Raw genomic sequence first — 616 nt, forward strand, 5'->3', positions numbered from 1 at the left:
GGCAATGAGTACACGTGGCGCATTTTCATGAGTTTGAAAGACGCCAACTGGTTTGCCTGATTGCACTAATAAGGTCTCATCGTCTTCTAATTCTTTGAGTGACGCGAGTATTTGATCATAGCTTTCCCAGTTACGGGCTGCACGTCCGATACCGCCATACACAACCAAGCTTTTTGGGTTTTCGGCCACGTCAGGGTGTAGATTGTTTTGAATCATGCGATAAGGCGCTTCGGTCAGCCAGCTTTTGCAATTTAATGTACTGCCAGTCGGTGCAGCAATGTTGCGGCTCTCATCACGACGCGTAAAAACATTGCGGTTGCTGGTGCCGTTGTTGTTCATTTTATTATCGGTAGTCATGATCATATCCTTGTGATTATCTATACAGTTTGCTGGTGACATTTTAGTAGTAGCATTATTTGGTATAACATAAGTTGTATATACAAATTATCAAAGATTATTTTCTTATGCAAGCACTTTTTTATAAATAGCTACGGTGTGGGTGAAGTAACTGCATCAGATAAGGTGTTCTCATGGTGATTGTCATAACTGTCGTGATATTATGTCAGCACTTTTATAGCTGCACAGTCACATATAGTTGATACTAAATAAAATGAAT

General features: G+C 40.3%; 1 pseudogene. It reads right to left on the reverse strand.

The features are described 5' to 3' along the window. Positions 1-339, reverse strand: a pseudogene (locus tag ACS8FD_RS22120) (urocanate hydratase); the annotation flags it as partial. Between the last annotated feature and the right edge of the window lie 277 nt (positions 340-616).

Source organism: Psychrobacter sp. 1U2, from assembly GCF_051847575.1.